Source organism: Curtobacterium sp. VKM Ac-2865 (assembly GCF_015350905.1).
Classification (GTDB): Bacteria; Actinomycetota; Actinomycetes; order Actinomycetales; family Microbacteriaceae; genus Curtobacterium.
The window spans coordinates 660,588-686,394 of the sequence record NZ_JADKRZ010000002.1 but is presented as its reverse complement, the minus strand read 5'-3'; the positions used below and the strand labels follow the sequence as shown (position 1 = coordinate 686,394).

The 25,807-nt window shown below is 73.0% G+C and carries 24 protein-coding genes; 11 read left to right on the top strand and 13 right to left on the bottom strand.

Going from position 1 to position 25,807, the window contains the following annotated elements:
• Window positions 1–94: 94 nt before the first annotated feature.
• Complete coding sequence (locus ITJ54_RS08475; RefSeq protein ID WP_194627237.1) at window positions 95–1,003, bottom strand: SDR family oxidoreductase; 909 nt, start codon at window positions 1,001–1,003, stop codon at window positions 95–97.
• A 93-nt stretch (window positions 1,004–1,096) separates the two neighbouring features.
• Between ITJ54_RS08475 and ITJ54_RS08470 the strand changes: the two genes are divergently transcribed.
• The 3 genes from ITJ54_RS08470 (at window position 1,097) to ITJ54_RS08460 (ending at window position 3,585) form a co-directional block, all read left to right on the top strand.
• Window positions 1,097–2,206 carry an LLM class flavin-dependent oxidoreductase gene (locus tag ITJ54_RS08470; protein WP_194627235.1) on the top strand — a complete coding sequence of 370 codons (1,110 nt, stop codon included), beginning with the start codon at window positions 1,097–1,099 and terminating at the stop codon, window positions 2,204–2,206.
• A 79-nt stretch (window positions 2,207–2,285) separates the two neighbouring features.
• Complete coding sequence (locus ITJ54_RS08465; RefSeq protein WP_194627233.1) at window positions 2,286–2,909, top strand: hypothetical protein; 624 nt, start codon at window positions 2,286–2,288, stop codon at window positions 2,907–2,909.
• 184 nt (window positions 2,910–3,093) lie between these two features.
• Window positions 3,094–3,585, top strand: a complete 492-nt coding sequence (locus ITJ54_RS08460; RefSeq protein ID WP_194627231.1) for a pyridoxamine 5'-phosphate oxidase family protein — start codon at window positions 3,094–3,096, stop codon at window positions 3,583–3,585.
• A gap of 169 nt (window positions 3,586–3,754) precedes the next feature.
• On the opposite strand, the gene ITJ54_RS08455 is transcribed toward ITJ54_RS08460, so the two are convergent.
• Window positions 3,755–4,996: a hypothetical protein gene (locus ITJ54_RS08455; RefSeq protein WP_194627229.1), complete on the bottom strand. Its 1,242-nt coding sequence runs from the start codon at window positions 4,994–4,996 to the stop codon at window positions 3,755–3,757.
• 235 nt (window positions 4,997–5,231) lie between these two features.
• On the opposite strand from ITJ54_RS08455, the gene ITJ54_RS08450 reads away from it, so the two are divergent.
• Window positions 5,232–5,618 (top strand): RidA family protein, encoded by a 387-nt coding sequence (locus ITJ54_RS08450; protein WP_194627227.1) that lies wholly within the window; start codon window positions 5,232–5,234, stop codon window positions 5,616–5,618.
• 24 nt (window positions 5,619–5,642) lie between these two features.
• Here the strand turns inward: ITJ54_RS08450 and ITJ54_RS08445 are convergent, their stop codons facing one another.
• Genes ITJ54_RS08445 through ITJ54_RS08425 form a run of 5 tightly spaced genes read right to left on the bottom strand, consistent with a single transcriptional unit; the run spans window position 5,643 to window position 10,990 of the window.
• Window positions 5,643–7,205, bottom strand: coding sequence for an N-acyl-D-amino-acid deacylase family protein (locus ITJ54_RS08445; protein ID WP_194627225.1), 1,563 nt, complete (start codon window positions 7,203–7,205; stop codon window positions 5,643–5,645).
• Entirely contained in the window at window positions 7,202–7,864 is a 663-nt protein-coding gene (locus ITJ54_RS08440; protein WP_194627223.1) for a bifunctional 4-hydroxy-2-oxoglutarate aldolase/2-dehydro-3-deoxy-phosphogluconate aldolase, read from the bottom strand. The genes ITJ54_RS08445 and ITJ54_RS08440 overlap by 4 nt, the downstream gene beginning before the upstream one ends.
• A gap of 41 nt (window positions 7,865–7,905) precedes the next feature.
• Window positions 7,906–8,889, bottom strand: coding sequence for a sugar kinase (locus tag ITJ54_RS08435; protein ID WP_194627221.1), 984 nt, complete (start codon window positions 8,887–8,889; stop codon window positions 7,906–7,908).
• Window positions 8,886–9,725 (bottom strand): IclR family transcriptional regulator, encoded by an 840-nt coding sequence (locus ITJ54_RS08430; RefSeq protein WP_194627220.1) that lies wholly within the window; start codon window positions 9,723–9,725, stop codon window positions 8,886–8,888. The genes ITJ54_RS08435 and ITJ54_RS08430 overlap by 4 nt, the downstream gene beginning before the upstream one ends.
• Before the next feature lie 8 nt (window positions 9,726–9,733).
• Window positions 9,734–10,990 carry an alanine racemase gene (locus ITJ54_RS08425; RefSeq protein ID WP_194627217.1) on the bottom strand — a complete coding sequence of 419 codons (1,257 nt, stop codon included), beginning with the start codon at window positions 10,988–10,990 and terminating at the stop codon, window positions 9,734–9,736.
• A 183-nt stretch (window positions 10,991–11,173) separates the two neighbouring features.
• On the opposite strand from ITJ54_RS08425, the gene ITJ54_RS08420 reads away from it, so the two are divergent.
• Both ITJ54_RS08420 and ITJ54_RS08415 read left to right on the top strand, forming a co-directional pair.
• Window positions 11,174–12,586, top strand: a complete 1,413-nt coding sequence (locus ITJ54_RS08420) for an MFS transporter (protein ID WP_194627214.1) — start codon at window positions 11,174–11,176, stop codon at window positions 12,584–12,586.
• Between the two features lie 208 nt (window positions 12,587–12,794).
• The gene (locus tag ITJ54_RS08415; protein ID WP_228508745.1) at window positions 12,795–13,586 is read left to right on the top strand and encodes an endonuclease/exonuclease/phosphatase family protein; all 792 of its coding nucleotides are present in this window, start codon (window positions 12,795–12,797) and stop codon (window positions 13,584–13,586) included.
• 737 nt (window positions 13,587–14,323) lie between these two features.
• On the opposite strand, the gene ITJ54_RS08410 is transcribed toward ITJ54_RS08415, so the two are convergent.
• From ITJ54_RS08410 to ITJ54_RS08400, 3 genes are read right to left on the bottom strand one after another with little or no spacing between them, the layout of a single operon-like run.
• Complete coding sequence (locus ITJ54_RS08410) at window positions 14,324–14,995, bottom strand: methionine ABC transporter permease (protein WP_071269872.1); 672 nt, start codon at window positions 14,993–14,995, stop codon at window positions 14,324–14,326.
• A complete protein-coding gene (locus ITJ54_RS08405; RefSeq protein ID WP_194627213.1) occupies window positions 14,992–16,056 on the bottom strand; it encodes a methionine ABC transporter ATP-binding protein in 1,065 nt (354 codons plus the stop codon). The genes ITJ54_RS08410 and ITJ54_RS08405 overlap by 4 nt, the downstream gene beginning before the upstream one ends.
• Window positions 16,056–17,006 (bottom strand): MetQ/NlpA family ABC transporter substrate-binding protein, encoded by a 951-nt coding sequence (locus ITJ54_RS08400; RefSeq protein ID WP_194627211.1) that lies wholly within the window; start codon window positions 17,004–17,006, stop codon window positions 16,056–16,058. The genes ITJ54_RS08405 and ITJ54_RS08400 overlap by 1 nt, the downstream gene beginning before the upstream one ends.
• 129 nt (window positions 17,007–17,135) lie before the next feature.
• Between ITJ54_RS08400 and ITJ54_RS08395 the strand changes: the two genes are divergently transcribed.
• A complete protein-coding gene (locus tag ITJ54_RS08395; protein WP_194627209.1) occupies window positions 17,136–17,630 on the top strand; it encodes a 2'-5' RNA ligase family protein in 495 nt (164 codons plus the stop codon).
• A gap of 50 nt (window positions 17,631–17,680) precedes the next feature.
• Here ITJ54_RS08395 and ITJ54_RS08390 read toward each other — a convergent pair whose 3' ends face one another.
• The 3 genes from ITJ54_RS08390 to ITJ54_RS08380 form a co-directional block, all read right to left on the bottom strand.
• The gene (locus ITJ54_RS08390; protein ID WP_194627207.1) at window positions 17,681–18,949 is read right to left on the bottom strand and encodes an FAD-binding protein; all 1,269 of its coding nucleotides are present in this window, start codon (window positions 18,947–18,949) and stop codon (window positions 17,681–17,683) included.
• A gap of 203 nt (window positions 18,950–19,152) precedes the next feature.
• Window positions 19,153–20,643 (bottom strand): MDR family MFS transporter, encoded by a 1,491-nt coding sequence (locus ITJ54_RS08385; protein ID WP_194627205.1) that lies wholly within the window; start codon window positions 20,641–20,643, stop codon window positions 19,153–19,155.
• Between the two features lie 100 nt (window positions 20,644–20,743).
• Window positions 20,744–21,025, bottom strand: a complete 282-nt coding sequence (locus ITJ54_RS08380; RefSeq protein ID WP_194627203.1) for an acylphosphatase — start codon at window positions 21,023–21,025, stop codon at window positions 20,744–20,746.
• A 148-nt stretch (window positions 21,026–21,173) separates the two neighbouring features.
• Here ITJ54_RS08380 and ITJ54_RS08375 point away from each other — a divergent pair, with 148 nt between their 5' ends.
• From ITJ54_RS08375 to nadC, 4 genes are read left to right on the top strand one after another with little or no spacing between them, the layout of a single operon-like run.
• On the top strand, window positions 21,174–21,872 hold the full coding sequence (locus ITJ54_RS08375; RefSeq protein WP_194627202.1) for an NUDIX hydrolase: 699 nt from the start codon (window positions 21,174–21,176) through the stop codon (window positions 21,870–21,872).
• Window positions 21,873–21,883: 11 nt separating this feature from the next.
• On the top strand, window positions 21,884–23,155 hold the full coding sequence (nadA, locus tag ITJ54_RS08370) for a quinolinate synthase NadA (RefSeq protein ID WP_194627200.1): 1,272 nt from the start codon (window positions 21,884–21,886) through the stop codon (window positions 23,153–23,155).
• 2 nt (window positions 23,156–23,157) lie between these two features.
• Window positions 23,158–24,897, top strand: a complete 1,740-nt coding sequence (locus tag ITJ54_RS08365; protein WP_194627198.1) for an L-aspartate oxidase — start codon at window positions 23,158–23,160, stop codon at window positions 24,895–24,897.
• A complete protein-coding gene (gene nadC / locus ITJ54_RS08360) occupies window positions 24,894–25,805 on the top strand; it encodes a carboxylating nicotinate-nucleotide diphosphorylase (RefSeq protein ID WP_194627196.1) in 912 nt (303 codons plus the stop codon). The genes ITJ54_RS08365 and nadC overlap by 4 nt, the downstream gene beginning before the upstream one ends.
• The last annotated feature ends 2 nt before the right edge of the window (window positions 25,806–25,807 follow it).

Genomic DNA, 25,807 nt, shown 5'->3' with positions numbered 1-25,807 from the left:
CACGACGACCGCGCACCGGGTGTGCAACCTCCCACGGGCCAGGGGACCGCGCACGGTGCGCCGTGCCGGGCAGCGCCTGACGGACGGCAGCGGCTCAGGCCGGCAGGTGCGTCCCGGTCAGGTCCTCGGCCACGGCCCACAGGCTGCGCGCCAGGTCCGTGCTCCGGGCCGAGCGGGGGATCGACGCGACGGTGGTCGGTCCGGTGATGCCGAAGGCACCGGCAGGCCCGTAGTACGCCCCGCCCGTGGCCGACCGGCCGACCGCAGCGAACAGCAGCGGCTCACTGCCCTGCTCGACGCCCTGCGTCCACGGCCACGCCCGCTGGTCCGAGGACACCGGCGCCGACCGCCCGAGCGACCGCCCGGCCGACTGCAGGTTCGTGCGCGTGTAGCCCGGGTGCGCCGCGGTGCTCAGGAGCGGCCAGTCGAGCTCGACCGACAGCGTGTGCAGGTGCAGCGCGAACAGCAGGTCGGCGAGCTTCGACTGGGCGTACGCGCGGAACGGGCTGTACCCGCGCAGCCACTGCAGGTCGTCGAACCGGATGCGCCCCGGCACCGCTGCGAGGCTCGACATCGTCGCGACCCGCGGTGCCTCGGCCCGGAGGAGCGCCGGCATCAGCAGGTTCGTCAGCGCGAAGGGGCCGAGGGAGTTCGTGCCGAACTGCAGCTCGAACCCGTCGACGGTCTCGAAGCGTTCGCGCGGTGCCATCACGCCGGCGTTGTTCACGAGCACGTCGAGCGGTCGGTCGTCGTCGAGCACGCCCGCGGCGAAGCGGCGCACGCTCGCCAGGTCCGCGAGGTCGAGCTCGCGGACCTCGACCGAGGCGCCGGGGTGCGCTGCACGGATCTCGTCGGCGGCGGCCTCGCCCTTCGACGTCGTGCGGACAGCGATGACGACGTCGGCGCCGGCGGCGGCCAGACGGGTGGCGGTCTCCTTGCCGGTGCCGCTGTTGGCTCCGGTGACGACGATGCGACGTCCGGTCTGGTCAGGGATCTTCGGCATGGCCGCGACGGTACACGCGGGCCCTGCCGACCCCTCGCGTCCGTCGTCCCCCTGTGCTAGATTCATGCGTACGCATCAACCAGGAGGCATCGCATGAGCAACGCATTCGGCACCGGTCGTCCCTCGGACGTCCCGCCGCCCGCACCGGACCGCGTCGGTCCCGTGCAGCTCGGCCTCGACACGTTCGGCGACGTCACCGACCGCCTCGACGGCACCACCCGCACCCACGCCCAGAGCCTCCGCGACCTGGTCGACGAAGCCGTCCTCGCCGACCAGGTCGGCATCGACTTCATCGGCGTCGGGGAGCACCACCGCGCCGACTACTCCGTGAGCGCCCCCGAGGTCGTCCTCGCCGCCATCGCCGCCCGCACCGAGCGCATCCGGCTGGGCTCCGCCGTCACCGTGCTGTCCTCCGACGACCCGGTCCGCGTGTACGAGCGCTTCGCCACCGTCGACGCGCTCTCGAACGGCCGCGCCGAGGTCATCCTCGGCCGCGGGTCCTTCACCGAGTCCTTCCCGCTGTTCGGCTTCGACCTGTCCGACTACGAGGTCCTCTTCGAGGAGAAGCTGCAGCTCTGGGCCGCCCTCCGCGGCGGCGACACCGTCACGTGGAGCGGCACCAAGCGTGCCCCGCTGACCGAGCAGGACGTCTTCCCGAAGCTCGAGCACGGCCCCATCCCGACGTGGATCGGCGTCGGCGGCTCGCCCCAGTCGGTCATCCGCGCCGCGTCCTACGGCATGCCCCTGTTCCTCGCGATCATCGGTGGGCAGCCCGCGCAGTTCGCCCCGTTCTCGCGCCTGTACCGCCAGGCCCTCGACCAGCTCGAGATCCCGCAGCAGCCGATCGCGATGCACTCGCCCGGCTTCATCGCCGCGACGGACGAAGAGGCCGCCGAGCGCTACTGGCCGTACCACAAGGACGTCACCGACCGTCTGGGCCGCGAGCGCGGCTGGCCGCCCCTCGACGTCGCCCAGTACCAGGCCGGGCTCTCGGCCGGCGGGTCGCTCTACGTCGGGTCCCCGGAGACCGTCGCGCGCAAGATCGCGCGCAACATGCGGATCCTCGGCGTCTCCCGGTTCGACATGCGCTACGCCACCGGGCGCCTGCCGCACGAGGACATGATGCGCTCCATCGAGCTCTACGGCACCGCCGTCGCCCCGCGGGTCCGCGAGCTCCTGGCCGAGGCCGTCCCCGTCCCCTGACGGCACTGACGGCACTGCCGGGAGGCCCGGGGCACGTCCCACGGGAGCGCTCACGGGAGCGCCGGGTAGCGTCCACCGCATGCCACAGCACTCCAGCACGATCGAACGTCGCTTCCGAGGGCGGATCATGGGCGTCGGCACGACCTCGGGCGTCCGACTCGTCATCGGCATGTGGGAGCAGTCCCCGTTCGGAGCGTTCACCGACGTCTTCGTGGAGTTGCCGGACGGGTCGAGCGTGCTGCTCGCCCCGGACGAGATCGTCGCGGCCTACGTCTCCGGCACCTACCAGTTCGACGCGGTCGACGTCCTGCCCGTCACCGCCCGACGCACGGCGTCCGGCCTGGAGCTCGACGCCGGACAGCTCCGCGCGACGATCGACGTCGGCACCATCTCGCCGCTCGGTCGGCTGCTCCGCGTCGTGCCGAAGCCGATCGCCCGCGACCCCCGGTGGCTCCGGGCGATCAACCCGGTAGCACGGCTCATCGCGCCCGGTGCCGGCACCGCGGGCTCGGCGGGCAACGGCCGCCGCGAGTACTACGGCGTGACCGGGGCGCACGACGTCACCGGCGTGCGCGGGACCTGGGCGGGGGAGCCGCTCGGCGAGCTGGCGCCGCTCGACCCGCCCGTGCGGTTCGGCTTCGCGTCGATGCCCCGCATCCCGCAGGTCGTCGACGTCGAGACGACCATCCACGAGCCCGCCTGACGGACCCGGCCCGCGCGGTCCGCAGCCTGCGTGACGGAGTCGAGCCGGGCCTCCCGGCCGGGGTGAGGCCACCGGTCCGCGTGCTGGACGTGTCCAGGGTGGAGGGGCAGACTGACCCGAACGGTACGCCCCCGGGTTGCCCGGCCAGGTCGGTGCAACGGGGCACTCGATGCGAAGGAGCACCATGACCGACACGCAGGCAGACCAGCTCGCCGCCATCTCGGACATCGTCCACGGAGCCCGAACAGCCCTCCTGACCACGGTCAGCGAGGACGGGTCCCTGCATGCCCGACCACTCGCGGTGCAGGACAAGACCTTCCACCGGACCCTGCGCTTCCTGGTGCAGGACGGCAGCGAGAAGGTCGCCGACATCGCCAGGAACCCGCACGTCAACGTCGCGATCGAGTCGCAGGGCGGGTACCTCTCCATCGCGGGGACGGCCACCGTCACGCAGGACGACTCGGTCATCGACGAGCTGTGGTCGCCGTTCGCCGAGGCCTGGTTCCCGGACGGACGCGACGACCCCTCGATCCGGCTCCTCACCGTCGAGGGTGACTCGGTCGAGTACTGGACGCAGGACACCGGCACGGTCGGCACCCTCGTGCAGACGATGAAGGCCGCGCTCGGCAAGGAGTCCACACCCGACGTCGGAAGCCACGGGACGGTCGAGCTCTAGCGGGCGGGGGACCTCGCACCGTGCGCGATCACGCGGCCGGTGCGAGGTTCCCCACGCCGTGCAGCCCGACGGGCTCGCACAGGGTGGTCACCCTCGCACCGAGCGCCTGCCCGGCGCGGCCGCGCCGCCGCTCCGCCGTGGCCGCACGCGCGTGCGGCCACGTGCGTCCTCACGGAGGGCCGAGCAGCCACAGCACCGCGACGAGCACCGGCTGCCCGAGCACCGCGCAGGTCACCAGGGTCCGACGCATCCACGGCGTCGCGACGAGCTCGGGCGACCCGAGCAACGGCGCGAGCGGCATGAGCAGCCGCGGGGTCGAGGCCATCGGCAGCGACACCGCGAAGACGTAGAGCGCGTACGCCCCCGAGAACACCAGCGTCGTGGTGCCCAGCGTGCGGGTCGACCGCCGCAGCAGCCACAGCGGGTACCCGACGAGCAGCCCGACCACGATGAGGACCCCGCCGACGCCGAGCCACTTCGCCGTCGTCAGGAACCACGGCGTCAGCGGCATGAACTCGACACGACCGATGAAGTTCACCCACCAGGACATCTCCGTGGCCAGGTAGGCGTCCGGCTGCCCGGTCACGTGGGCGGCGACGACCGGCCACGCGAGCCCGGCCAGCACCATCGTCACGCCGGCCCCGACGACCCGCAGCAGTTCGCCGAGCGGGAACCCGTCGAGCACGCGGTCGGACCCGCGGCGCAGCTGGACCAGTCGCATGACGGTGATCACGCCGAGCGTCAGCGGCAGCGCCAGGGCCCCCGGCCGGGTGAAGGCGGCGGCGACCCCGAGCAGGGTCAGCAGCCCGTACCGCCGGTGCTCCAGCGCCAGGAGCGCGCCGAAGGTCAGCGCGAGGAACGTGCTCTCCGCGTACCCGACCTGCAGCAGGAAGGACAGCGGTCCGCACGTGAAGAAGAAGACCGCCCACATGGCGGCAGCGTGCCCGGCACGCTCGCGGACGAGCCGGTGCAGGAGCAACGCGGCGACGAACCCGGCGATCACGGCCACGGCCGGCGCGCCGACGTCGAACGGCAGCCCGGTCGACACGGTCAGCAGCCGGATGGTGAAGGGGAACGCGGGCAGGAACGCCCAGGCGTTCTGCGCGACGTGCCCGGCGGCGTCGAGCGGCAGCGTCGTCGGGTACCCGTGCAAGGAGATCTGCTCGTAGTACTGGCCGTCCCAGGACGTCAGGAACCGCAGGAACCCGTGCTCGTTCCCCCAGATCGCGTTCTCCGGCTGCGACCGCGCCATCAGCGGGTACGCCAGCGCGAGCCAGAGCGTCGACGCGAGACGGCCGCCGGTCCAGACCAGCAGCACGGCCGCCCACGCCGGCAGGCTCGCCACGGCGTCGATCGCGCGGCGTCGACCGGTCGCGATCGACTGCGGCAGGGTCCCGTCGAGGCGGGTCACGTGTGTGTCCCACGTCGTGCGGGCAGAGCAGACGGCACCTCAGCAGGGTAGCGAGCGAACGCTGGACGGTCCCCGTCGACCCGGCCGACACGCGGCGGGGACCGGACGGGAGGCTCGCCCCGCGTTGTGCAGGCCGGAAAGCGCTGGCCCCGTGGCCGGTCCCGGCAGCCGTGGCGGCCCTAGCCTGGAGGCCCCGTCCGTTCGCCCCCGTCCGTTCGACCCAGGAGGAGCCACCGTGCCGAAGACCGCCATCGTGACCGACAACGCCCCGAAGCCCGCCGGACCCTACAGCCAGGGCATCGTCGCAGGCGGCTTCGTCTACACCGCCGGCTTCGGCCCGCAGGACCCGGCCACCGGCGCGATGGCCGACGACGTCGCCGGGCAGACCGCGCAGGTGCTCGCGAACGTGGCAGCGGTCCTCGCCGAGCACGGAGCCACCCTGGACGACGTCGTGAAGTCGACCGTGCACCTCGAGCACTCCGACCGCGACTTCCCGGCCTTCAACGAGGAGTACGCCAAGCACTTCACGGCGCCGTACCCCGTCCGCACCACCGTGCAGTCGCACCTCGCCGGCATCCTCGTCGAGATCGACGTCGTGGCGGTGCTGCCCAGCGCGTCCTGACGCAGCACGCACGTCGACCCCCGGTCAGCCGGCTCTGCGGAGCCCCTGGCCGGGGGTCGCCTGCGTCAGCGCGCCGTCCCGGAGCACGGGGACGCCGGCGACGAGCACGTCGTCGATGCCTTCGGCCAGGCGCATCGGGAGCGCGTAGGTCGACCGCGCTGCCACCCGTGTCGGGTCCACGACGACGAGGTCGGCGACCGCTCCCACAGCAACCGTGCCGCGGTCACCCAGGCGGTAGCGCTCGGCCGCGGTGGTCGCGAGGTGGCGCGCGGCCTCGGCCCAACTGAGACGACCCGGCACCGTGTACTCCTCGAGGTACCGCGCGAAGGTGCCGTACGCCCGGGGGTGCGGGTGCGTGCCGACGAAGATGCCGTCGGACCCGGCGGTGTGTCCCGGTCGGCGGAACAGCGGCGTGAGCTCGTCGGCGGTCCTCGGCGTGGGGACCCGCATCACGACGGTCACCTGCGACGACGACGCGACCAGCACGTCGAGGGCGAGGTCGACGGGGTCGGAGCCGGTCACGTCGGCTGCCTCGGCGAGGGTGCGCCCCTGCAGTGCGTGGAACGCCGGCGCGGGCACGTGTGACAGCGTGACCTGGTCGGCCCACCCGGCACCGAGGTCGGCCCGTCCGAGCACCCGGTCGAGCACGGCCGCGCGGACACCGGCACGCCCGGCGGGCTCCGCCAGGGCCACCGCGAGGTCGTCCGTGCCGGGCCGCGCCAGTGCGGCGGGCAGCAGCAGCATCGACAGGATCGTGCACCCGCGCGAGTACGGGTAGGCGTCGAAGGACATCGGCGCTCCGGACCGCTCCAGGTCGTCGAGGACCGCGACCGCCAGGTCGACCGGGGCGTGCAGGTGCGACACGTGCGCACGGACCCCGGTGGTGCGGACGAGCGACGCGATCTCCTCGAGGCCGACCCGGGCGTTCGCCTCGTACCCGCCCCGCATGTGCGAGACGTACAGCGCGTCCGCGTCGGCGAGCTCGATGCACAGCGCCGTCAGTTCAGCGGTGTCGGCGTACAGCCCGGGCACGTAGTCGAGCCCCGTTGAGAGTCCGACCGCGCCCTCGTCGAGGCCGTTGCGCACGAGGGTGCGCATCGCGCGGAGCTCGTCCGCGGCAGCGGTGCCCGGACCGTCGCCGCGGACCACCTGCCGCACGGTGCCCGCGGGCACGAGGGTCGCCACGTTCAGCGGGGTCGTGCCGTCGTACGTCGCGAGCAGGTCGCCGATGCCGCCGCCGTCGTGGTGCGGGTGCTCGCCGTCGATCGTGGCGAAGGAGGTCCGGGCGTGGGACCCGTCGCCCGGGGCCGGACCGACGCCGTCCTGCCCGGTGACGATCGTCGTGACGCCCTGTCGGAGGAGCGCGAGCTGCACCTCGGGTTCGAACACGAGGGCACCGGCGTGCGAGTGCGCGTCGACGAATCCCGGCACCACCAGGCGCTCGCCGCAGTCGACGACGGTGGCACCGGGCGGCACGGGGACCGCGGGTGCGATGCGGGCGATGCGGTCGTCCTCCACCAGCACGTCGGCCGGTCGCACCCCGTCGTCGTCGACCACGGAGCCGCCGCGGAGCAGGACGGTCGTCATCGGGGCAGCCCGGCGAGGAGCTGTCCGGCCCGGACACGGAGCGCACCGAGGTCGCCCGTGTGCAGGGCGTCCCCGACGAGCGGCGACCCGAGCCCGACGGCGACGGCCCCGGCGGCCAGGTAGTCTGCCGCGTCGTCCAGCCCGATGCCACCGGTGGGGATGACGTCCACGAAGTCGAGCGGTGCCAGGACCTGCCGCAGGAACGCCGGACCGCCGAGCTGTGCGGCCGGGAAGACCTTGACCGCCCGGGCACCGAGCTGCCAGGCACGCACGATCTCCGTCGGCGTCGCGGCGCCCGGGTACCAGCCGAGGCCCCGCTCGTGGGCTCGCTCCCCGATCACCGGGTCGGTGTGCGGGCTCACGGCGAACGCAGCACCCGCAGCGGCTGCCTCGTCGAGCTGCCGGGTGTCCATCACGGTCCCGACGCCGATCGACGCTCCGCTGCCGTACCGGTCGACGGCCCACGCGATGCCCTCACGCCAGCGCGGGGTGTTCGTCGTGATCTCGATCGCCAGGACGCCGGCCTCCACCAGGGTGCGGACGACGTCCTCGACGTGCTCGCCGGTCCCACCGCGCAGGATCGCGATCGCGGGTCCCGCCTGGTGCCGGTGGCGCCGGGGAGCGTCGGCGGTCGTGGTGCTCGGTGCGGAGTCGGTCATCGTGCGCTTCCTCGTGGTGTTCATGGGTGGCGGGGGCCCGGTCAGCGGTCGACGCGGTCGTGGACGGTGTGGTCGACGTCAGCGTGGGCGGCGGCGTCGACGGGTCCGAGCACGCCGCCGTCCGGTCGTCGCCAGTCGCCGTGCACCGTGCACGCGAGCGCTCCGGCGTCGGCGGCCGCGTCGAGGGCCTCGGCGGGGGAGCGCCCCGCGAGGTCGGCGGCGAGCCACGCGGCGACGAAGGCGTCCCCGGCGCCGACCGGGTCGACCACGGCGACCGGGCTGGCTGCGCGGCGGTGGAGGACGCCGTCGACGGACGCCACGGCGCCGCGCGAGCCGAGCTTCACGACGGCGGTACCGTTCGCGAGCGCGGCGAGCTCGTGCGCCAGGGCCTCGTCGTCACCGGGTCGTTCGTCGCGGCCGAGGACGAGCCGGGCCTCGTCGTCCCCGGCGAAGACGACGGCGGCCCGGGCAGCGACGGCGCGGTACCACCCGCGCCCGGTGACGTCGTCGACGAGCTTCGGCCGGTGGTTGACGTCGAACGACACCGGGACCCCGGCGTCGGCGGCGCGCACGACCGCCGCGTGCACGGTCTCGCGGGCGGTGTCGGACAGCGCGAGCGTGATGCCGGTGACGTGGAGCAGCGCGGCCCGTTCGACGAGACCGGACGGCAGGTCGCCCGGCGTGGACGCCGACGCTGCCGAGCCCCGGCGGTGGTAGGTCACCCGCGTGCGGCCGTCCGGCAGTCGCTCCTTCATCATGATGCCGGTCGACCGCTCCGGGTCCCGCACGCCGACGACCTCGACGCCCTGGGCTGCCACGTCCGCGAGCACGCGGTCCCCGGCGGGGTCCGTCCCGACCCGACCGACCCAGGTCACGGGGACCCCGGCGTGCGCCAGCCCGATCGCCACGTTGCTCTCCGCGCCGCCGGTGTCGACGCGCATCGCGTCGAGCCCGACCAGGGCGCCGTGCCCGCCGAGCAGCAGCATCGTCTCGCCGAACGTCAGCACCCCGCGCGCAGTGGTCACCGCGGGCTCCTCGCCAGGGCGAGCTGGGCGGAGGACGACCCGAGCGCGACCGAGATCTCCAGGGCGGTGCGCACGACGCCGTCGCCGAGCGCCCGGACGGCCGAGGCACGGAACCCGGAGGCCAGGCCCGAGATGCTCATGGCGCCGACCACCTGGTTCGCGTGGTCGAGCACCGGCGCCGCGACGCACCGGATGTCCGGCTCGTTCTCGCGGTCGTCGATGCCGTAGCCGCGTTCCCGTGTCCGCCCGATCTCCTGACGCCAGCGGTCGTCCTCGGTGATCGAGTGCTCGGTCGTCGCGGTGGCGGGCGTCGCCAGGACCCGGGCGAGCAGGTCCGGCTCGCCGAATGCCACCATCGCCTTGCCCGACGCCGTGTTGCGCATCGGCAGGCGGTTCCCGATCCGGGACGCCATCCGGACGGTGCCGCGGGTCTCGACCTTGTCCACGTAGACGATGTCCGTGCCGTCCGGGACGACGAGGTGGCAGGTCAGCCCGGTCTGCTCGGCGGTGCGCCGGAGGAAGGGGGCCGCGGCGGCGCGCAGGTCGATGCCCTCCAGGTAGCTCTGGCCGAGGAGCAGCGACCCGAGCCCGAGCGTGAAGCCCGCGTCCGCGGTGCGGCGGAGCAGGTCGTTCTCGAGCATCGGGGCCGTCAGCCGCAGCACGGTGGACTTCGACGTGCCGAGTTCGCCGCTCAGCGTGGTGAGGCTCACGGACGGCTCGCCGTTCCGGGTCCGGTCGGCGACGAAGTCGAGGATGCGCAGCCCACGGCGCAGGGAGAGAGCGGCGTTGCGGACCGGGGTCTCGGCGTCGGGCGTCGTCACGGTGGTGGTGGTCACGGTGGTCATCAGAACCACGTCGCGATCGTCTCGAGCACGGTGTCGTCGTCGTCGATGACCTGCACCGCCCGCCACTTGTCGAACACCGTGCACGGGTGCGAGATCCCGAACACGACGACGTCACCCGGTGTCAGCACCGTCTCCGGGGCCAACGCGAGGTAACAGTGCTGGTCGTCGAGGCGGGTGACGGTGACCGCCCCGGGAACCGGCGGCGTCCCGGGGAGCCGCTCCGGGCCTCCTGTCCGGATCTGCCGCACGACGGGCAGTCCCTCGTCGAAGGAGATGTCGCGCTTGCCGACCGCGATGAGTGCCAGGCCGGGTTCCGGGCACGAGGTGACACGGCCCCAGACCTCGATGGCGGCGCGGAGCGAGCCCTCGGCGGGGTGGCGGCCGAAGGGGGTGCGGGCGGCGTAGAAGCCGTCGTCGTGGGTCAGGTACGCGCCGGAGCGGAGCAGGACGTCGAGGTCGGCCGGGCGCGTGGCGAGTGCGTCGCCGACGGCGTCGAACCAGGCGCTGCCGCCCATGCTCAGCAGCGCGCGCTCGCCGGGGACGAGGTGACGGACGGCAGCCGCGACGGTGAGGACGCCTGCGACGTAGGCGCGCGCGGCGTCGACACCGGGCAGGCCGCCCTCGTAGCCGGCGACGCCGCGGAGGACGACACCGGGGCCGGTGGCGACCGCGTCTGCTGCTGCTCCTGCTCCTGCTCCTGCTCCTGCTCCTGCTGCTGCTTCCGCGACCGCGGTGGCGGCCTCGGGGGACCGGGCGCCGGTGCGGCCACCGGGGAAGCCGACCTCGACGAGCACGTGCACGGCACCGTCGACGGCCCGGGCGGCTTCGGCAGCGGCGCGGACACCGGCGGCCGAGTCGACGTAGCAGAGGACGTCCGATCCGGGGTCGACGGCTCGGCGCGAGGCGAGCCAGCGCAGGCCGGCGGGGTCGAGGACCTCGTTCGCGACGAGGAGGTGGCGCAGCCCGTGCTCCCACGCGACCATCGCCTGCTGGACCGAGGCGACCGTGACGCCCCACGCGCCGGCGTCGACCTGGCGGTGGGCGAGGGCCGGGGCCATGTGCGTCTTCATGTGCGGCGCGAACAGCATGCCGTGGCGCTCGACCCAGGCCTGCATGACGGCCGTGTTCGACGCCAGGGCGGACTCGCGGAGCGTCATCACGGGCAGGTGGGCGTCGTCGAGGACGTGCCGGGGCGCGGCGCTGTTGCCCGGTTCCGGGGTGCCCTTCGTGGTCACGGTGGCGGGGGTGGTCGGCATCGATCCTCCTGTCGCGTCCGGTCGGTCGACGAGGTCCACGTTCGTGCAGGTGCTGAGCGCAGGACAACGTCGTCGCGTCCAGCGTTCCACCATGCAGAACATCGCGCCAGGGTCGGGACCCGGCGTCGTCGTGGCGTCAGCCTGGCGTCGCCGTGGCGGACCCGGGCATAGCATCTGGGGGACATGACGACGACGACATCGGCCAGACGGCGCACGGGCAGCACGGCGGTGGCGGTGCTCGTCGCCGGGACGTTCTTCATGGAGCTCCTCGACGGCACGATCCTCGCCACGGCGGCCCCGGCGATGGGGCGGGACCTCGGCGTCGACTCCGCGGCGATCGGCATCGCGATCACCGCCTACCTCGTGACCCTCGCCGTGCTCATCCCGGTGAGCGGGTGGCTGACCGACCGCGTCGGCTCCCGCACCGTGTTCGCGGCCGCGATCGCGGTGTTCACCGTCGCCTCGGGGCTGTGCGCGCTGTCCACGGGACTCGTCGACCTGACGCTCTGGCGGATCCTGCAGGGCGTCGGCGGTGCGCTGATGGTCCCGGTCGGTCGGCTCGTCGTGCTCCGGAGCGCCGGCAAGGACCAGCTCGTCACGGCCATCGCGATCCTGACCTGGCCCGCCCTGGCGGCCCCGATCATCGCGCCGTTCATCGGTGGCGTGCTCGTGGACACCCTGTCCTGGCACTGGATCTTCTTGATCAACCTGCCGCTCGGGGCGATCGCGTTCGTCGCCGCGCTCGTGCTCGTGCCGCAGGAGCGGGCCCCCCAGCGCGTCCCGTTCGACTGGCTCGGGTCCCTGCTCGCGTGCTTCGGCCTCGGTGCCCTCGTGGTGATGGCGTCCCTGCTCGCGCTCGACACCGTGCCGGTGGTGGCCGTCGTCGTGTCCGGCGTTGTCGGGGCCGTCTGCACCTGGCTCGCCATCCGGCACTTCCGCCGTGCGCCGCACCCGATCATGGGGCTCGACGCGTTCCGGCTCGAGACCTTCCGGGTGTCGCACGCCGGTGGCAGCCTGTTCCGCCTGGCCGTCTCCGCGGTGCCGTTCGTGCTGCCGCTGCTGTTCCAGGACGCCTGGGGGTGGACGGCGCTCGAGGCCGGCAGCGCTGTGCTGTTCGTCTTCGTCGGCAACCTCGGCATCAAGCCCGCGACGACCCCGCTGCTCCGCTGGTTCGGGTACCGACCGGTGATCATCGTGTCCGCCGGCATCGCCGCGCTGACGGTCGTGGCGATGGCCTTCCTGACGCCGGACACCCCGTTCTGGCTGCTCGCCGTGCTCCTCGTCGTGAGCGGTGCCGCCCGCTCCGTCGGCTTCACGGCGTACAACACCATCGCCTTCGCCGACGTCGAGCAGGCCGACATGACCCCGGCGAACACGCTGTCCTCGACGCTGCAGCAGACTGCGGCCGGGTTCGGGGTCGCCGTCGCGGCCGTCGTCATCCGTGCCGGAGCCGGGCTCGAGGGCTCCGGGGCCTACGCCGTCGCCTTCTGGGTCATCGCCGTGCTGCTCGTCGTGGCCCTGGTGGAGGGCGTCCTGATGAGCCGTTCAGCCGGCGAGGCCATCCGTCCTGCGCGTCGGGTCCGCGTGCAGGCCTGACCGACCACGGGCTGGTCGCGCGGGCGGGGCCGCGAGCGGGGGTGCGGGCGGGGGCGGGCGCGCGGGCGCGTCTGTGACCGTTCGCGCGCTCGTCACGCGCGCGAAACCACCACCCGATACAGTCACAGCAACTGCTTGACGACGCCGAGTACCGTTGCGGCGGCAGACTGAGCGGGACGCAGGGACCCGGCTCCGGAAGGAAGGCAGCATGACCGTGCCAGACCACGAGGGGACCATCCCGATGGACACCGACGTCCAGCCCACCGCGATCCGCGTCGTGAGCTACAACCTGCGGGAGCACACCGCGAACAGCGAGCTCGCCGCCCTCGCCGAGTCGTCCCAGGCGGACGTGCTCTGCGTGCAGGAGTGCGACAGCAACGACCTGGCGCCGTCCATCGGCGGCCTGACGCTCGCCGCGTCGACCAAGGCGAACCGCCTGGGCCTGGCGATCTACAAGCGCGACGACCGCTTCGAGCTCCGGGACTTCCGCGTGCACTCGCTGCAGAAGTCCCTGCACGACCGGGTCCTCGCGCCCGCGCACGAGCGGCTCATCGCGATGCACCTCCGCGACGCCGAGGCCGACACCGACGTCATCGTCGCCTCGTTCCACGCGTCGCCGCTCACCGCCACCAACTCCCTGCGCCGCAAGCAGATCGAGGCAGCGCACCAGTTCGTCCGTGACCTGTCGAGCGAGGCCCCGGCGATCATGGTCGGCGACTTCAACTACCCCTGGTTCCAGACGAACCTGCGCCGGAAGATCGAGTCCCACGGTTTCGCGCTGTCGCTCTCGGACCAGCCGACGTACTTGCGCTACCGCAAGTTCACCGGGCACTTCGACTTCGCCACGAGCGTCGGGCTGCACATCGCCGGCGTGGAGACCCTGCCCGCGGGCATCTCGGACCACCGGCCGATCCTGGTGCGGGCGCACTACGAGACCGCAGCCGCAGCCGGCGCCGGTTCGTCCGCCGCGGACGCCGTCGCGGCCGACCCCGCCGCCTGACCCGCCCGGTCCAGTCCTGGTCCACGGGCAGGGCTGAGATCGCACTCCGTGTCGCCTCGGGCACCGCGCACCCGACACGAAGTGCGATCTCACCGCCAGTGGGCGTGGCTCGTCGCTCTGCAGCCGGGAGGCTCGGTGCAGCCCCGCCGCGCCGGCACGAGTGGTCGGGACACCCCGCCGGGTGGACGTCGAGTGGGCGCAGCCCGTCGCTCCGTGACGGTCCGAGCGACGTCTGGTGACCGCTCGGCGGACGTGAGCGGTGCGTCCTGACCGGTCGGCGGGCCGCAGGCGGCGATGCGGTCGTGTTCCGAGCCTCCCGTCCGGATCGTCGCCCGGTGAGGTCGCAGTCCGTGTCGTCTCCGGTGACAGGGAGCCGACACGAAGTGCGATCTCACCGCCAGTGGGCGTGGCTCGTCGCTCCGCAGCCGGGAGGCTCGGTGCGGCCCCGTCGCGCCGGCGCGACTGGTCGGGACACCCCGTCGGGTGAGCGCCGAGTGGGCGTAGCCCGTCGCTCCGCGACGGCCCGAGCGACGGTCGGTGACCGCTCGGCGGACGTGAGCGGGGTGTCGTGACCGGTCGGGAGGCGCGGCGCGGCCGCGCCTCGCCGCCGCGGCCCGGCCCGCCGGCGCGGCCCGGCCCGCCGGCCCGCCCAGCCTGGGTGAGATCGCAGTTCGTGTCGCCTCCGGGACGGGGGAGGCGACACGAACTGCGATCTCAGCGCGTTCGGCCCGGCGGCGCTAGCGCCGCAGCGTCGCGCGCGCCAAGCGGTTGCCGACGAACTGGCCGAGCTGCACGATGATGACGATCGCGGCCACCGAGACGTAGACGATCCACCAGTCGTAGCGCTGCGACCCGTAGGTGATCGCGTACTCGCCCAGGCCTCCGCCGCCGATGAGCGCACCCTGCGCCGTCATGTCCACGATGCCGATGAAGATGAACGTGTACCCGAGGATGAGCGGCCCGAGGCCCTCCGGGATGAGCACGGTCAACAGGATCGACACCGGGTGCGCGCCGGAGGCCCGTGCGGCCTCGACCACGCCGGGGTCCACCGACAGCAGGTTCTGCTCCACGATGCGGGCGACGGCGAACGACGCCGCGAGGGAGATCGCGAACGTGACCGCGGGCACCCCGATCGTGGTCTGCACGACGACGCGGGACAGCGGAGCGATCGCGGCGAGGAAGATCACGAACGGGATCGGGCGCACCAGGTTCACGAGCAGGTTGATCACCGTGTACGCGGTGCGGCTGCCGAGCAGGTTGCCCGGTCGTGTGGCGTACAGGGCGAGGCCGAGCGCCAACCCGATGAGCCCCGCGATGACCAGCGAGACGATCGACATCACGATGGTGTCGCGCACCGAGGACAGGAAGACGTCGAACGTGTCGATCACGCTCTGGAAGGAGTTGTTCATCGTGCGTCCTCCTCATCGGTCGTGACACCCGCGGCGCGGAGTGCGGAGACCGCGGCGTCGACGGCGCCGGACCCAGGCCCAGGCTCAGCGCCGGCCCCGGCGTCGGCCAGCTCGTACGTCAACGACCCGATCCGACGCTCCCGGATCTCGCCCACGCCGCCGTAGACCAGCTCTGCCGTGACACCCGCGGTGCGGAACGCCTGGTCGATGCGGTTCTGCAGCCCGGCCTCGTCGGTGATCTGCACCGTGACCAGGCGCCCCGGGTGCCGTTCCCGCAGTCGGACCAACGTCTCCGCGGAGGGCCGGTCGTGCAGTGCCGTGCGGACGAAGCGCTGCGCGGCCTGGGTCTGCGGCGTGGAGAAGACGTCGTACACGTCGCCGACCTCGACCACGCGGCCCTGCTCCATGACGGCGACCCGGTCGGCGATCTGTCGGACGGCGTCCATCTCGTGCGTGATGACGATGATCGTGACGCCGAGCTCCCGGTTCACCCGCCGGAGGAGCGCGAGCACCTCCGAGGTGGTCTCCGGGTCGAGCGCGCTCGTGGCCTCGTCGGCCAGCAGCAGCTCGGGGTTCGACGCCAGTGCCCGGGCGATGCCGACACGCTGCTTCTGCCCACCGGAGAGCTGCTCGGGGTAGGCATGTGCGCGGTCGAGCAGCCCCACGAAGTCGAGCAGCTCGGCCACGCGCCGGTCCCGCTCGTCCTTGCCGACACCGGCGACCTTGAGCGGGTACGCCACGTTGCCGGCGATGGTGCGGGAGCGGAACAGGTTGAACTGCTGGAAGATCATCCCGATCCGGCGCCGCGCCAGACGGCGGTCCCGCTCGGGGATGGCCGTGAGCTCCTGGCCGGCGACCGTGACCGTCCCCGCCGTGGGCAGTTCGAGTGCGTTGACCAGGCGGACCAGGGTGGACTTGCCGGCACCGGAATACCCGATGACGCCGAGGACCTCACCCTGTTCGACGTCGAGGGTGACGTCCTCGACGGCGGCGACGGTCTCACCGGTGTCGGCGCGGCGGTAGCTCTTGGAGACGCCGCGGAGTTCGACGAGGGCAGCCACTACTTCGTTGCCGCCTTCGCGTCCTTCTCGACCGTCGTCAGCTCCTGCTGCAGGGCAGCGGGGCTCTCGTCGCTCGGCACCGCGTCGGGGTAGTCCTTCGCGAACACCTTCTGCACCGCGTCGTCCTGGAACAGCTTCGCGAGGTCGAGGTAGGTGGCGTTGTCCTTGTCGGCGTTCCGCGCGGCGAACACGTTCACGTACGGGGCGGCCGAATCGCTCTTCGGGTCGTCCTGGAAGATCGCGTCCTTGGTGTCGAGCCCGGCGGACGTGGCGAAGTTCACGTTGACGATCGAGCCCTCGACCGAGCCCTGCTGCAGCGCGTTCGCGGTCTGCGAGGCGTCGAGCGGCTGCACCTCGACCTTGTGCGAGGTGATGTCGGCGACGGTGGAGAACGCGTTGCCACCGTCCTTGAGTTCGAGCAGCTTGGCCGACTGCAGCACCAGGAGCGCACGGGCCTCGTTGATGGCGTCGTTCGGGATCGCGATCTTCGCGCCCTCGGCGAAGTCCTCGACGTCCGAGACCTTCGTCGAGTACAGCGGCAGCGGGTAGACGGCCGTCGCGCCGATCGGCTGCAGGTCGTCGTCCGAGGTGACGTTGTAGTTCGCCAGGTACTGGATGTGCTGGAACTGGTTGAGGTCGACCTGCTTGTCCTTGAGCGCCGGGTTCGGCAGCGAGTAGTCCGAGAAGTTCTTGAGCTGCACGGTGACGTTCAGGTCCTTCTTCGCGAGGTCCACGTACGTCTTCCAGTAGGGCAGCGACTTGTCCGAGACACCGATCGTCACCGTCTTCGGCGCGGCGCTCGACGCGGACCCGGCGGTGTCGTCACCCCCGTTCCGGACGGCGACCACGACGATCGCGACGATGATCGCGACGACGACGATCGCCGCGGCGACGATCCAGCCGACGGGGCGCTTGCGCTTCGGCTTGGCGGGCAGTGCGGGTGCGGTCATTGGGTGCTCCTCGTGGGGTGGCGGGGTCACACGCTCGTGGACTGCCCCCGAGTGTGGTCGTCGGCGGGAGCGCGGTCGACTTGCGTTCCGCCGTGTTACGCGCAGCACGACCCGGGCAGACTCGGACGGGTGCGCAGCATCGAACTCGTCCTCGACGGCCCCTCGGACCAGGCGGTGCGGTCGCTCTGGCAGACCCTCGTCGCCGCGGAGCTGCCGAGCCTCGGCCACTCCGGCACGAACGACCCGCACGTGACGCTCGCAGCGGGGGAGTCCCTGCCCCTCCCGACGGACCTCGACGCTCCGATGCCCGAGGCCCTCCGCACCGCCGGCGTGCTGCTGTTCCCCGCCGGACCCGGCCGACACGTGCTCGGCCTCGGCGTGGTCGTCGACGGGCCCCTCGCCGAGTTCCACCGCGCGGTCCACGCCGCCGCTCCCGGGTCGCTCGACGCGTCGCTCCCCGGGCGTTGGGCGCCGCACGTCACGCTCGCCCGGCGCATCCGCGACGTCGACCTGCCCGCGGCGCTCCGCGCCCTCACCGCCGACGCGCCCCTGCCAGAGGTGCTCACCGTGGGTGGCCTGCGCCACTGGGACGGCGACGCGAAGGTGGTCACCCCGCTGTCGTGAGCCGGGTGGCGGACCGGTGCTGAGCCTCCTGGCCGGTCTGGAGGCTCGGATCAGGCCAGCAGGACCCGCTCACCGAACGCGGATGCGAACGTCCGGTGCGGGTCGGTGCGCGCGATGAGCGCACGGACGTCCGGCAGCCGCGGGTAGAGCGCGGCGACCGCGTCGCCGTCGAGGGAGCTCATCTTGCCCCAGTGCGGGCGGCCGCCGAAGGGGGCGAGCCGGGCCTCGAGGTCGGGGAGCAGGGCGGCGACCTCCTCGGGGTGTTTCTGCCAGGTGAAGGCGATGCAGAAGACGTCCTCGCCCTGGGACGGGCTGAGCCACAGGTCGTCGGCGGCCATCGTGCGGAGCTCTGCGACGTGCAGGTGCGGCTGGATCCGGTCGGCCAGGCCGCGCAGGGCATCGAGCGCTGCCGCCGCGTGCCGGAGTGGGACGAAGTGTTCGCTCTGCACCTCGGAGCCGTGCGAGGGGACCGAGTCGATCGGGAAGTGCGGCAGCCGGTCCCACCACGGACCGACCGAGCCGTCGCGTGCCGTGTGGTGGTCGTCGCCGGGGCTGCCGGGCAGTCGCGGGGCGCCGAACCGGCTGTCGGGGACGTCGGCGGTCGCGTCCATGCGGGACTTCACGAGGACCTCGCTGACCTCGTTGCCGAACCGCGTGTACGAGCAGACGGAGTACCCGCTGGCGTGGATCTCGGCGGCGTGGTCGAGGAACGTGCGCCAGGGGAACGGGCCGTAGGTGTCCTGGCGCATCCGGTAGGTGGGCTCGACGTCGAGCGTGACCCGGGTGACGATGCCGAGCAGTCCGAGGTGCAGGACGCTCCCGGCGAAGTCGGCGTCCCCGCGGTGGAGGGTGCGGGTGCTGCCGTCGGCGCCGACGACCTCGAACGCACGGACCGCGGTCGACAGCGAGCCGAGGGTCGTGCCGGAGCCGTGCGTGCCGGTCGCGATCGCGCCGCCGACGGAGATGTGGGGGAGCGAACCCATGTTGTGCAGGGCGAGGCCGGCGGCGTCGAGCTCGGGGGCGACCCGGCCGTAGCGGGTGCCGGCGCCGAGGGTGGCGGTGGTGCCGGTGCCGGTGCCGGTGCCGTCGTCGTCGTCGTGTCGGTCGATGACCAGGTCGGTCGGGATGCCGGTCAGGTCGAGCAGCACGCCCGGGGTGTCCGCGACGTCGTTGAACGAGTGGCGCGTGCCGAGGCCGTGGACGCGCGGGGACCGGGCGACGAGGTCGGCGACCTCGTCGAGGGAGGCCGGGCGGACGACGCGCTCCGCGGTGTAGGTGACGGTGCCGGACCAGTTGAGCTCGCTCGTCGTCGAGTGCATGCGTCCACGATGCCACCCGCTGGTGTGCGGCGTGGGCGCCTGCGGGCGTCGGGTGGCGCCGCACAACGGAAACCGGCTCGAACCGCGGAAGTCCGTGGTTCGAGCCGGTTCTGGTGGTGCGATGCCGATCCGCGCCGCGGTCGCGCAGCAGCCGTAGCCGCAACCGCAGCAGCAGCAGCCGTAGCAGCAGCCGCTGCTGCGGGCTAGTGCGCCATCGGGGGCGTCGGCGCGCCCGCGGGGACCACGGGCTTGCGCACGAAGCAGGCCGCCAGGATCGTGAACAGCGAGATGATCCCGCCGACGAGGAAGGCCGTGCGGACGCCGGACGACGTCGCCTCGGCCAGACCGTCCGCACCGGAGCCCGCCGTCGCCGTCGCAGCGCCGATGGTCAGGAGCGTGATGAACAGGGCGGTCCCGGCAGCACCGGCCAGCTGCTGTGCCGTGCCGAGCACCGCGCTGCCGTGCGAGTACAGCTTCGGGGGCAGGCCACCGAGTGCCGCGGTGAACAGCGGCGTGAAGCTGAGGGCGAGGCCGATGCTCAGGACGACGTGCGCGGTGAGGACGAACCACACGCTCGTGTCCGTGCCGACGGTCGAGAGCGCGAAGAGCACGACGCTGATGATCACCGCGCCGGGGATGAGGAGCACGCGCGGGCCACGACGGTCGTAGATGCGGCCGACGACCGGGGACAGCAGGCCCATGAGCAGGCCGCCGGGGAGCAGCAGCAGGCCGACGTTCAGGACCTCGAGCCCGAGGACGCGCTCCAGGTAGATCGGCAGCAGGATCAGCGTGCCGAGCATCACCAGGAAGCTCAGGCCCATCCCCACGATCGGGATGGTGAAGCCCTTCGTCTGGAACGTGCGCAGGTCGAGCAGGGCGCTGTCGCTGCGCTGCAGTCGCGTCTGCCGGATGATGAACAGCGCCAGGGCGACGGCTCCGACGACCAGGGCGGTGACCGGCATGACCGGGCCGGTGGTCGCGATCTCGCCGATGCTCGACAGCCCGTAGACGATCCCGCCGAACGCGAAGGCGGACAGGATCACGGAGGCCACGTCGAGCGGGGCCTTGCGCGGGGTGCCGACGTTGCGGACCTTCACCATGCCGAGGACCAGCGCGGCGATCGCGATCGGCAGCACGAACCCGAACAGCCAGCGCCACGAGAACGCGTTGAGGATCAGCCCGGAGATCGTCGGGCCGACGGCGGGGGCGACCGAGATGACGATGGAGATGTTCCCCATCACACGACCGCGGTGCGCGGGGTCGATGAGCGTCAGGACGGTGGTCATGAGCAGCGGCATCATGATCGCGGTGCCGCTGGCCTGCACGATGCGCCCGAGGAGCAGCGTCGTGAACCCGGGGGCGAGCAGCGCGATGAGTGTGCCCGCGGAGAACAGGCTCATCGCCCACATGAACACCGGTCGGGTGTTGAAGCGCTGGATCAGGAACCCGGTGATCGGGATCACGACGGCCATCGTCAGCAGGAACCCGGTGGTGAGCCACTGCCCGGTCGCGGCGCTGATGTCGAGGTCGTCCATGAGCCGGGGCAGGGCGACGCCCATGATCGTCTCGTTGAGGATCACGACGAACGCCGAGACCAGCAGCAGGCCGATCACGAGTCGGTCGTCGGCCGCGGACCGCGTCGGAGCGGGCAGTGACCCGGTCCTCGGAGCGGTGTCGATGGCGTGGTCGGTCATGGTGAGGCTCCGAACGAGAGTCGATGGGTGATGCCACGGGTGCAGCACCTGAGCACTTTCGATTATTCCGCGCCGCACCGACAGATCTCGGTCTGGTCGCTCAGCGCAGGATGTCGAACCGCTCGGCGTCACCGTGTGGCACGACCGGTCGGGTCGACACCTCCGTCACCGTCGCGGCCGGCGGGCCCGTCCGGAGCAGCTCGACCAGGGCGTCGACGGCGGCCGACGGCCCCTCGGCCTCGACCTCCACCGTGCCGTCGAAGAGGTTCCGCGCGTACCCCGCGAGTTCGAGCCCGTCCGCCTTGCGTGCCGTCCACCAGCGGAAACCGACCCCCTGGACCGTCCCCGCGACGACGACGTGCACCCGTGTCACCGTTGTCATGTCGCCAATGTAGGCGGCCTGGGTTTCCCACCGGTCACCACCGTGCTTCCGGCGGATGTCGGAGTGTTTCGACCAGGTGTCGCTGCGCATCGCACGCAGTGATAGTGTCCTCTCAACCCGATCACTTACAGTCAGGATGACCTGAATCATGGACGACACCGGGATCCGCCTCGCGGTCTCCACCGTGATCGTGGCCCTGCGCCCGCATCCCGACACCGGGGCCCCGGCGCTGTGGATGCCGCTCGTCCGTCGCACGGCCGAGCCGTACGAGGGGTCGTGGGCGCTGCCCGGGGGATGGGTCGGTCCGGACGAGGGGCTCGAGGACTCGGCCGCCGCCCGGCTCCGCGAGACGACGAACGTCCAGCCGCGGTACCTCGAGCAGCTCTACGCGTTCGGCGACGTGGGCCGTTCCCCGACCCGGGTCGTCTCGATCGTGTACTGGGCCCTCGTCCGTCCGGCCGAGGCCAGCTCGGTGCCCGACGACTGGAACGTGCGCTGGTTCCTGGCGGACGAGCACCCGCCGCTCGCGTTCGACCACGACCGCATCGTCGAGTACGCCCTGTGGCGGCTCCGCACGAAGATGTCCTACTCGCGGATCGCCCAGGCGTTCCTCGGCGACCGCTTCACCCTCGCCGAGCTCCGCGGCGTGTACGAGGCCGTGCTCGGCCGCACGCTCGACCCCGCCAACTTCCGGCGGCAGGTCGCCCAGTCCGACGCGGTGATCGCCACCGACGAGACCACGAGCGGGGACCGGCACCGTCCGGCCCGCCTGTACCGCTCGAACCCCGACCTGGCCTACGCGGACAACGGCCCGCTGCAGTCCGGCCCCACCACCCGCACGACCTGACGGGAACCACCGTGTCCATCGCCACCACCATCGAACTGATCTCCAACGGCCGGGTCGAGGGCAGCACCTGCACGCCCGACCTCGCGATGCCGACGTGGGACTTCGACGCCCGCCCCGGCTACGGCCCCGGGTCGTCGGTGTCCGACGTCATCCCCACCACCGCCCCGCGCCAGGGGGTCCTGCCCGAGGAGTACAAGCAGGCGCCGGTCGAGGAGCTGCACGCGCGCATCGAGCGGGCGAAGGCGACGCTCGGTGACCGGGTCGTGGTCCTCGGGCACTTCTACCAGCGCGACGAGGTGGTCCGGCACGCGGACTTCCTCGGCGACTCGTTCCAGCTCGCGAACGCGGCGCTGACCAAGCCCGACGCCGAGGCCATCGTCTTCTGCGGCGTGCACTTCATGGCCGAGACGGCGGACATCCTGGCTCGCGACGACCAGCACGTCGTCCTGCCGAACCTGGCCGCCGGGTGCTCGATGGCGGACATGGCCGACATCGACAGCGTCGAGGCCGCCTGGGCCGAGCTCGAGGCCGTCTACGGCACCGAACCCGACGCCGACGGCCGCGTGCCGGTCATCCCCGTCACGTACATGAACTCGGCCGCCGACCTCAAGGCGTTCTGCGGTCGGCACGGCGGCATCGTCTGCACGTCGTCGAACGCGGCGACGGTGCTCGAGTGGGCGTTCGAGCGGGGCCAGCGCGTCCTGTTCTTCCCCGACCAGCACCTCGGCCGGAACACCGCCAAGGCCATGGGCATCAGCACCGACCTGATGCCGATGTGGAACCCGCGGCTGCCGGGCGGCGGCAACAGCGCGGCGGAGCTCATGGCGGCGAAGGTCGTCCTGTGGCACGGCTTCTGCTCCGTCCACCGGCGCTTCACCGTCGACCAGATCGAACAGGCGCGTCGCGACCACCCGGGCGTGACGGTGATCGTCCACCCGGAGTGCCCGATGGCCGTCGTCGACGCCGCCGACGTGGCCGGCAGCACCGACCTGATCCGGAAGACCGTCGCGGCGGCCACGGAACCGACGACCTTCGCGATCGGCACCGAGATCAACATGGTCAACCGGCTGGCGGCGGAGTACCCGCAGCACACGATCTTCTGCCTGGACCCGGTCGTCTGCCCGTGCTCGACGATGTACCGGATCCACCCGGGCTACCTGGCGTGGGTGCTCGAGGCGCTCGTGCGTGGCGAGGTCCTCAACGAGATCGTCGTCCCGGACGCGGTGAAGGCGGACGCCAAGGTCGCGCTCGAGCGCATGCTCGCAGCCAAGCCGAGGGCCTGACCGTGCACGTCGTCATCGTCGGCTCCGGCATCGCCGGACTCACCGCCGCCATCCGCGCCAGTACCCGCCACGACGTGACCCTCGTGACGAAGGGGGCCCTCGCCGACGCCGTGACGAGCCACGCCCAGGGCGGGATCGCCGTCGCGCTCGGCGCCGACGACTCGGCCACCCTGCACGCGGCCGACACCCACGTCGCCGCGGCGGGCGGTGCGGACGCCCGCGCGGTCGACGTGCTCTGCACCGACGGCCCAGCCCGAGTCCGGGACCTCCTCGCCCTCGGGGTGCCGTTCGACCGCACTGACGACCCGGGCAGCCTCGACCGGCACGGTGACGACCTGGCCCGCGGGCGCGAGGCAGCGCACGGCCGGTGGCGCGTCGTCCACGCCGCCGGGGACGCGACCGGCGCCGCGATCGAGCGGACGCTCATCGCCGCGCTCCACCGCCGGCACGTCACGATCCTCGAGCGCACGTGCCTGACCGACCTCGTCCTGCGGGACGGCGCCGTCGTCGGCGTCGACGTGCTCGACCTGCTCGGCGAACCCCGACGGATCGACGCCGACCAGGTCGTGCTCGCCTCCGGGGGAGCGGGCCACCTGTACCGCGACACCACGAACCCGCTCGTCGCGACGGGCGACGGGGCCGCGGCGGCCTGGCGCGCCGGAGCTGTCCTCGCCGACCTGGAGTACGTGCAGTTCCACCCGACCCGGCTCGCGGTCCCCGGCGGTGGCCTGGTCTCCGAGGCCGTCCGCGGCGAGGGCGCCGTCCTCCGCGACGCCCGCGGCCACCGCTTCATGCGCGCACTGCACCCGGACGCCGAACTCGCCCCCCGCGACGTCGTCGCCCGGGGCATCGCCGCCGCCATCCGCGACGACGGCGCCGTGTTCCTCGACGCCAGCGGTCTCGACGCCGCCTTCCTCGTCGAGCGCTTCCCCGGCCTGACCCGCGCCACCCGTGCCGCCGGCTTCGACTGGACCCGCGAGGGCGTCCCGGTCGCCCCCGCCGCGCACTACTCGATGGGCGGCATCGCCACCGACGCTGAAGGGCGCACCAGCCTGCCCGGCCTGTCCGCCGTCGGCGAGGTCGCCTGCACCGGCGTCCACGGCGCCAACCGCCTCGCCTCGAACTCCCTGCTCGAGGGCCTCGTCTTCGCGGTCCGTGCAGCGGACGCGCTCGGCACCCCGCGACCCGGTCGGCTCCGCCTCCGCGGCGACGCGACGCTCCCCGTCACCAGGGTGACGGACGCACCGGAGCCGGTCCGAGCCTCCCGTCCGGTGGATGGTGACCAGGGACGGACTGGGCCCACGCGGGCCGGTACCGGCGCGCCGCGGAGCGTGCGGAGCGGCGTGACGGCCGAGCCCGTGGGGGGAGGCCCGGATCGCCTCCCCGAGCCCGCGGACGTCCGGCGGGCGCTGCAGTCCGTCATGACCGAGCGCGTCGGGCTGCTCCGGGACGCGGCCGGGCTCGCGTCCGCGCGACGCGACCTGGACGCGCTCGTCGTCGACGCACCCACGACCGTGCGGGGACACGAGGACCGCGCGCTCCTCGACCTCGCCCGGCTGGTCGCCCGCGCTGCCGAGGCCCGTACCGAGTCCCGCGGCGCCCATGCCAGGACTGACCACCCCGACACCGACCCGGACGCCCCCGCGTCGCTCGCGTGGACGCGTGCCGTCGCGCCCGGCCCCGTCCCCGTCCACGCTCCTGCTCCCGCTCCCGTCCCCGTCCCCGAAGAGGCCATCGCATGACCAGCCCCACGTCGCCCCTCGACCCCGGCTCCATCCCGCCGCACGTGCTCCGCCGCGTCATCGAGACGGCGCTCGAGGAGGACGCCCCCTGGGGGGACGTGACCAGCGAGACGCTGATCCCCGCCGCCGCGACGGCCACCGCGACGCTCGGCGCGCGGGAGGCCGGCGTGCTCAGCGGTGGTCAGGTCGTCGTCGCGGTGATGCACGCGGTCGACCCGACGATCACGGTGTCGCTGCACCATGCCGACGGCGCCCCCTTTGCGGCGGGGGACGTCCTGGCGACCGTGTCGGGTCCTGCGCGGTCCGTGCTCCGTGCCGAGCGGGTCGCGCTGAACCTGGTGCAGCGGATGTCCGGCATCGCGACGGCCACCGCGCGGTACGTCGACGCGGTCTCCGGTACACGTGCGCGGATCGTCGACACGCGCAAGACCACGCCGGGGCTCCGCGCGCTCGAGCGGTACGCGGTGCGGTGCGGCGGCGGGCACAACCACCGCACGTCGCTGTCGGACGCGGTGCTCGCGAAGGACAACCACCTGGCGGTGCTGCTCGCGAGCGGGATCGGCATCGGCGACGCCGTCCGTGGCGCTCGGCAGCGGCTCGGGCACACTGTGCACCTGGAGGTCGAGGTGGACCGGATCGACCAGGTCGAACCCGTCGTCGCCGCGGGCGTGGACACGATCATGCTCGACAACTTCAGCCCGGCGGACCTGGTCACCGGCGTCGGCATCGTCGCCGGACGGGCGCTCGTCGAGGCCTCCGGCGGGGTGTCGCTCGAGACCGTCGCGGCGATCGCGGCCACAGGGGTCGACGTCATCTCGGTCGGGGCGCTGACGCACTCGGCGCGGGCGCTCGACCTGGGCCTGGACATGTCCGTGGCCGCCCCGTCGGCCGTCCCCGCGCCGGTCTGACC